General features: G+C 68.8%; 3 protein-coding genes. All 3 read left to right on the top strand.

What is annotated here, in order from left to right:
* Nucleotides 1-104: 104 nt before the first annotated feature.
* From ASE59_RS06125 to pgeF, 3 genes are read left to right on the top strand one after another with little or no spacing between them, the layout of a single operon-like run.
* Nucleotides 105-1151, top strand: a complete 1047-nt coding sequence (locus ASE59_RS06125; protein WP_056453745.1) for a class I SAM-dependent methyltransferase — start codon at nucleotides 105-107, stop codon at nucleotides 1149-1151.
* Nucleotides 1148-1657, top strand: coding sequence for a GNAT family N-acetyltransferase (locus ASE59_RS06120; RefSeq protein WP_056453742.1), 510 nt, complete (start codon nucleotides 1148-1150; stop codon nucleotides 1655-1657). Before ASE59_RS06125 ends, ASE59_RS06120 begins: the two co-directional genes overlap by 4 nt.
* An 11-nt stretch (nucleotides 1658-1668) precedes the next feature.
* On the top strand, nucleotides 1669-2439 hold the full coding sequence (pgeF, locus tag ASE59_RS06115; RefSeq protein ID WP_056453799.1) for a peptidoglycan editing factor PgeF: 771 nt from the start codon (nucleotides 1669-1671) through the stop codon (nucleotides 2437-2439).
* The last annotated feature ends 158 nt before the right edge of the window (nucleotides 2440-2597 follow it).

Here is a 2597-nt window from a genome sequence, read left to right as displayed (position 1 = left end):
GGGAGGGGGATTGCCCCGGGCGCCACGTCGGCGTTTGCGGCATTGCCCCTCCACCACGCCTTGCAGGCGCGGTCCCCCTCCCCGCGCAGCGGGGAGGATTTAACATGACCGATCCGGCCCTCCCCGAACGCCTCGCCCGAGCGATCACCCTTGCAGGGCCGATCAGCCTCGCCCAGTTCATGGGCGCGGCCAACGCCCATTATTACGCGACCCGCGATCCGTTGGGGGCGAACGGAGACTTCACCACCGCACCCGAAATCAGCCAGATGTTCGGCGAATTGATCGGCCTGTCGCTGGCCGACGGGTGGGATCGCGCGGGCCGTCCGGCGGCGCGCTATGTCGAGTTCGGTCCCGGTCGCGGTACGCTCGCCGCCGATGCGCTGCGCGCCATGGCATCGGCCGGCTGCACGCCAAGCGTCCATTTCGTCGAAACCTCCCCGACGCTGCGCGCCGAACAGGCGAAGCGCGTGCCGCAGGCCGAATGGGCGATGGACAGTGTCGGTCTGCCCGAGGACGGCCCGTTGCTGGTCGTCGCCAACGAATTTTTCGACGCGCTGCCGATCCGGCAACTGGTGCAGACGGCGGACGGGTGGCGCGAACGGCTGGTCGCCTGTCAGGATACGCTGTTCCTGCCGATCGTGGGACAGCGCGGCTTCGATCCGATCATCCCGCCGCATCTGCGCGATGCGCCGATCGGATCGGTGCTCGAAACCGCGCCCGCATCGGTCGCCATTCTGCGCCAGCTCGCCAAGCGCATCGTCGCGCAGGGCGGCTGCGCGATCATCATCGACTATGGCTATAGCGGCCCCGCGATCGGGGATACGTTGCAAGCGGTGCGCGGCCACGGCTTCGTCAACCCGTACGACCAGCCGGGCGAGCAGGACCTGACCGCGCATGTCGATTTCGCGACGCTCGCCGAAGCCGCCCGTGCCGAGGACGCCGTCGCGTACGGCCCCATCGAACAGGGCGCGCTCCTGAAGGCGCTCGGCATCGACGCGCGGGTGCAGGCGCTGTCGGCCAAGTCGCCCGACCGGGCCGAGGGACTGCGTGCCGATCGCGACCGGTTGGTGGAGGACGAACAGATGGGCAGCCTGTTCAAGGCGATCGCGATCACCAGCCCGGGCTGGCCCGTGCCGGCGGGGTTCGCATGACCCCGCTGCTCCGCCCCGCCACGGTCGCCGATGCCGCGCTGCTGGCCCGGATCGGCGCGGAGACCTTTACCGAGACGTTCGGGCATCTCTACGATCCGGCCGATCTCGCCGCCTTTTTGACCAACCACACGCCCAATACGTGGACCACGGAATTGGCCGACCCGCGCTATCACGTGGTGCTGGCGATGGCGGGCGACGACGCGGCCGGCTACGCCAAGCTCGGCCCGCCCTCGCTGCCGTTCACGCCGCAGGGCAAGCCGATCGAACTGCGCCAATTCTATGTGCGCAGGGGCTGGCAGGGTAGCGGCCTAGCCGCGCGGATGATGGAGCATATGCTCGAACTGGCGCGCGCGACCGGTGCCGACGAACTCTATCTGTCGGTGTTCGTCGACAATCATCGCGCGCGGCGATTCTACGAACGCTATGGTTTCGAACGGGTCGGCACCTATGACTTCATGGTCGGCAATCATCGGGATGTGGATGACGTGATGCGGGTGGCGCTGTGACCGACCAGGACGTGAGCGAGGTCGAGGTGATCCGCGCCGCCGCGCTGGACGGTGCGGCACATGGCTTTCTCGGCCAACGCGGCGGCGTGTCGAGCGGGGTCGTGGCCGGATTGAATGTCGGTCTCGGCTCGGCCGACGATCCGGCGGCGGTGGCCGAGAATCGCGCGCGTGCCGTCGCGGCGGTGCTGCCGGGTGCGGCGCTGTGCGGGTTGTACCAGACGCATAGCGCCTCGGTCGTGCGGGTGCTGACCGCCTTTCCCGACGCCGACCGGCCGCAGGGCGACGCGATGGTCACCGAACGGCCCGACATCCTGCTCGGCATCGTCACCGCCGATTGCGCGCCGGTGCTGCTGGCCGATGTCGAGGCCGGCGTGGTCGGTGCCGCCCATGCCGGGTGGAAGGGCGCGCTGGCCGGGATCACCGACGCGACCATCGCCCAGATGGAAAGGCTGGGCGCACGTGCCGACCGCATCGCCGCCGCGATCGGCCCGTGCATCGCGCGGGCCAGCTATGAGGTCGATATGGGCTTCGTCGAACGCTTCTGCGCGACCGATCCGGCCAACGAACGCTTCTTCGCCGAAAACCGTCCCGGCCATGCCCGGTTCGATCTCGAAGCCTATGTCGTCCACCGGCTGGCGGCGGCGGGGGTGCGGCGGATCGAGGCTCTGGGACTCGATACCTATGCGCAGGAGGACCGCTTCTTCAGCTTCCGCCGTGCGACGCATCGTGGGGCGCCGGATTATGGGCGGCAATTGTCGGTGATTGGGATCGCGCGACCTTAAGCCCCTCCCTGACAGGGAAGGGTTGGGGTGGGTCGGCCGGTTGGTTGGCGTGGCGGTCCCTCTCGCACCGACCCACCCCCGGCCCCTCCCTTGTCCAGGGGAGTGTTCACCTCGGACTCAACAGGCGTTTTCTGGCGAGGAATATGTCGAGGGTGATC

This window comes from Sphingomonas sp. Leaf10, assembly GCF_001421245.1.
Lineage (GTDB): Bacteria > Pseudomonadota > Alphaproteobacteria > Sphingomonadales > Sphingomonadaceae > Sphingomonas.
The sequence above is the reverse complement of the archived record's forward strand: the minus strand, read 5'-3'. Positions and strand labels throughout refer to the sequence as shown.

Coding starts and splice junctions, on each gene's coding strand:
- ASE59_RS06125 (WP_056453745.1), top strand. CDS start 105: ATGACCGATCCGGCCCTCCCCGAACGCCTCGCCCGAGCGATCACCCTT.
- ASE59_RS06120 (WP_056453742.1), top strand. CDS start 1,148: ATGACCCCGCTGCTCCGCCCCGCCACGGTCGCCGATGCCGCGCTGCTG.